Origin of the sequence: Kitasatospora sp. MBT63, from assembly GCF_000710465.2 — a bacterium.
GTDB lineage: Bacteria > Actinomycetota > Actinomycetes > Streptomycetales > Streptomycetaceae > Kitasatospora.
Genome location: NZ_JAIZ01000414.1, coordinates 1 through 4,280, shown reverse-complemented (window position 1 = coordinate 4,280; position 4,280 = coordinate 1). Strand labels below are relative to the sequence as shown.

General features: G+C 62.9%; 2 protein-coding genes and 3 pseudogenes. 2 read left to right on the top strand and 3 right to left on the bottom strand.

Translation table 11 applies throughout. The features are described 5' to 3' along the window. A partial coding sequence (locus tag AA75_RS49655) for a hypothetical protein (protein ID WP_158515556.1) occupies positions 1-805 on the top strand: 805 nt, incomplete at its 5' end. A gap of 533 nt (positions 806-1,338) precedes the next feature. Here the strand turns inward: AA75_RS49655 and AA75_RS47805 are convergent. Continuing rightward, positions 1,339-1,552, bottom strand: a pseudogene (locus AA75_RS47805) (transposase); the annotation flags it as partial. Positions 1,553-1,591: 39 nt separating this feature from the next. Between AA75_RS47805 and AA75_RS23260 the strand changes: the two are divergent. Beyond that, positions 1,592-2,138 (top strand): annotated as a pseudogene (locus AA75_RS23260) (transposase); the annotation flags it as partial. Here AA75_RS23260 and AA75_RS54055 read toward each other — a convergent pair. Continuing rightward, positions 2,125-2,424, bottom strand: a complete 300-nt coding sequence (locus tag AA75_RS54055; protein WP_149038321.1) for a transposase — start codon at positions 2,422-2,424, stop codon at positions 2,125-2,127. The pseudogene AA75_RS23260 and the gene AA75_RS54055 sit on opposite strands and share 14 nt — an antisense overlap. Positions 2,425-2,572: 148 nt before the next feature. After that, positions 2,573-4,280 (bottom strand): annotated as a pseudogene (locus tag AA75_RS45925) (YncE family protein); the annotation flags it as partial.

Sequence of the window (4,280 nt, the reverse complement as noted above, 5' to 3'; positions counted from 1 at the left end):
CGACGCCGACCCCATCAACTACGTAGACCCCAGCGGCCACTATGCGGGCAAGAATCCGAAGAAGTTTATGTCGAATGATGGCGATGATGGATTCATCTCGGCAAAGAACGGCACTGGCAAGGGGGCATACAAGAAGAGGATAGAGGAGGTGGAGGAGCAAAGGAGAATTGAGGCCGAGAGACTGGCGGCCGAGAGGGCGGAACGGGCTCGAATTATAGCAGGCTACGAGGCGACTTGGGATATTAGCGACACCCCTGATGATTTCCAATTCCCGGCGACAAACAACAGCACCAATACCGCCGGAAGGATGTCGATCCTCGTATACACGAATAGGGGCGAGCCGATCCTTCGGAAGACCTACGGCACCAGGTGGAGTGGCGATAAGGTCCCGAACCGGGGCAGCGACTTCCATGCAAAATTCCAGACGAAGGATGGACCTAGGGAGTTTTCAAAGAATGACCCGGATCGAAATCTGATAAACGATGCGAGGGCCGATATAGTGCGCACATGGGGGGATCGGACAGATATGAACATTATGATTAAGCTTAAAGTCACCCAGGGCACCTGTCCGGGCTGCAAGCTTATCTTCTCGCAGTTTTTGAAAAAGTACAAAAGGGCACAGATTGAAGTAATCTATGAGACTCTCAATGATTCCCCGACCCATCGATCGGCATCAATGAGCGGGGCAACCGGGAGAGAGTTCTATAATGGAATTCCAGACGCCCAGCTTATCGGCCAGGCTGGCGGCACGAGTAGGTGGAGCGCAGTTCTTGACCATACTGGAGCAGTAAAGCTTGAGCTCTGAGCCAAGATGGTCTGGCTGATGCAGGAGGGGATTCTGATGGCATGGGCTGAAGTAGCGATTCGCGAAAAACGATCCCGCGGCTAGCTGCACCCGGCGGCCGTTCTCCCTGCCACGAGACGTTTGGTCTCGTGGCAGGGAGAACGGCCGTCTATGCTGTCCCTGCAAGACCTGGCTGCGTCGCCCCTGTGAAGGGTCATCCCTCAGTTGCGTGGTTGTGGCACTGGTGGATCGGACAAGTTCCGGCAGGTTCCGGTCTCCAACGCCCGTGTAGTCCTTGACGTCAAGGGGCATCGGCCTGTCCTCAACCGGGTCTGATGGCTGTGGCAACCGCGGCGTTCCTACGGCCTGGGCTGAACTCCTCATCGGCTGGCCAGTCCCGTTCAGCGTTGTGGCCGAATCGGGTCTGTACGGTCATAGGCCTTGTCCCAAGCCCAATCCCGGGGCCGAGGACGGTGACGGTGACGGCGGGCTGGTGATGGCGGGGAGGCCGTCAGGGCGGCGTCGGTGCGTCGCTCGCTGTAGCGGGACATCGCGTGGCCCCTGTCACCCAGGAGAGCCCCGGGGCGCTTGCGGGGGTGGCCGACGCGGCCGGCGACCGGTGGGGACTCCGTCGACCAGGGCGAGGTTCTGGGTGACGTCGTTGACGTTCGCCGCGGTGGTGATGACCTTGAGCGGGATGCCGTCGCCGTCGGTGATCAGGTGGTGCTTGCTGCCGGTCTTGCGGCGGTCGACCGGCGACGGGCCCGTCGCGGCGCCCCGCTACCGTCTTCGTGGCCCCGCCATGGGGTCGAGGACATCTTCACCGCCCTGGACGAGCAGACCGTCATCGTCCCCGGCACCGAGGCCGCCGCCTTGATCGTCCCCAGCCTCGCCAGCTCACTCAGCTCAACCAGCGCAAACACCTCGCCGCGAGGATCGAAGAACTACTGGAGGCCCACCCTCTCTTTCCACGGTCCTGACCTCGATGCCCGGCATCGGAGTCAGGACCGCCGCCCGGATCCTCGTCGACGTCGGCGACGCGAAGGCCTTCCCGACCGCCGGACACCTCGCCGCCTACGCCGGCCTGGCGCCCGTCACCCGCGCCTCCGGCTCCTCGATCCGCGGCGAACACCCCTCGCGACGGGGCAACAAACAGCTCAAACGGGCCTTCTACCTTGCCGCGTTCGCCTCACTGTCCCAGCCCGAGTCACGCGCCTACTACGACAAGAAGCGGCGACAGGGCAAACACCACGTCGCCGCCCTCGTCTGCCTGGCCCGCAGACGCATCAACGTCCTCTTCGCCATGCTCCGAGACGGCACCCTCTACGAACCCCCGGCCGTCACCGCCGCTTGACGAAAACCATAGGGGCACCTCTTTCGCGCGCACGTGGGGGACGTCCACGCACGCGCGACTCCAGTACCAGTTCGCCGGCCGCGTTCAGTTCCGCCAGAAGTGCCCGGTGCAGCTGGTCGAAGGCCCCGGTTTCCTGCCATCGCTCCAGGCGCCTCCCACAGGTCTGGCCGGAGCCGAAGCCCAGCTCCAACGGCAGCTGCTGCCACGGGATCCCGGCGTAGAGCACGAAAAGGATGCCCTGCAGGCACAGTCGGGTCGGGGACCGGCTTGGGTCCGGGCGAGCGATCGGGCCAGGGCGGCAGCATCGGCTCGATCATTGCCCACAACTCGTCGTCCACGACCCAGGGGTTGACGCTCATGTCCTCACGAACGGCGCAATCGTCATACCGGTTACGGCTGACCTGCACCAGCCCACAAGATCGTGTTACGAGCTCTTAAGGCCGGTGGTCTGTGAGGATTTCGATGCTACCCGAGCCGGATCCTGCGGTAACGGCAGGTCGATTAGCGGTCAATGTCGGCATCCCGAGGTAGCCGTTGGGGCGCTTTGGCGGGTCCCAACGCCCATCGGGGTGCAGAACTACATGCCGGACCCCGCCGTCAAGATCGGCCAGCAGGATATGGATCGTTCCGTCCGGCGATGCCGAGGCGGACACTGAGATGGCCTGTGGGATTCCAGCCGGCTCCGTGATCGAGCCCCAGGTCCCATCGGCGTGCCGGACACGATGCCAGAGCCGGCCGTCGGCATTGAGGCCGAAGGCCCGCGATTCGCCGTTCGGAAGTCCCACTATAGCGGGTGAATTTGCCGATACCCCTGGCCAGCCGCCGACTAGTGACCAGTTACCCCAGCTGCCGTCTGCGTGCCGGACGCGATGCGTGAGGCCCATCATTCCCTGGATCATGATCTGCGAGTCACCGTTCGGCATGCCAGTTATGGCTGTCTGCATGAAGTGTCCGCCAGGGAACGGCGACGTATCGACGGACTCCCACCCCTGCCACTCGCCGTTTTGCTGGCGGAGGTTGTGCCAGAGAGTTGGATGGGTCGGGTGAGAACTGATGGCAAGATATTGAGTTTCCCCATTCGGCAGAGCGGCCACGGAGATGCTCTGCGGAGTGCCGGACGGAAGTCCGGGGAGCGCCTGCCAATTTGTCATGGAATTACCGGATTTAATTCGATGCATGATGGCAGCGCCATCCGTGATGCCAACATAGTGGGTTTCGCCATTGGGGGTTGTGGCGAGCCCCGGTGAAACTCCACGGAATTCTCCCTGCCCGCCCGCGCCGCCGAGCGGCTTGGGCGATGTCCACATCCCGTCCGCGGAGCGAGTGCCGCTGAGGAACGTTGATTTTCCGGGCTCAGGGGGTAGAGCTTGGAAATCGGCGGCGGTAAACGTCTCTGTGGGGCCCACTCCTGGTGCATTCGCTGCCAATGAGCCGCGGCCGGCGGGAGCGTTAAGATTTCGAGAACTGACGAAGCAGCCGCGGCCTTCCGTCATATCGGAGAGATGTGTAGGAACTGGAAGCTCGGGATCCGTGGCGTCGGTGCGGCATGGAGCGATCCTTTGCTGAGCTAGCAGCGCGAACTTCCCCTCGCCTAGGTCGACGCGGATGAATTTACCGTTACGGGTTAGCTTATGGTCTAGGCCAAGATAGCCGTCCGTGGTATCGGACCCTCCCTGGTGCTGGCTGACGTACTGGCCGTTGGCCCAACGGAACGCGATGGTGCCGTCATCAAGATCGACGAGGTGCGTTGCCGAGGCACGGGACGGTCCTCCATGCATGGCTGGAACGGTACCCAGTGCGGGGTTGTCGGATCCGATGGCGTAGCGGAAGGAATGCTCGGACCGCAGACCGATCTGCCTGCCCTCCTGGATAGCCGCATCGAGAAAGACAGCGTCGTCGGCCTGGGTGCGAGATACAGCCAGACGTTCACCGCCGGCGCTCAATACCGCCCCGTACGGGCCATGGTCGAGTGGGATTTCCTGGACGCGCTGGTTAGTAGCGGTGTCGATCTCAGTCACCGAGCCCCCGCCGTTATTCGCCACGTAGACGCGCTCTCCGGCCGTCGTTACGGTGATTCCGGCGGGGCTCTCGCCAACCTCGACGGGGGATCCGACAGGCTGCTGGCTCGCGGTATCGATCACC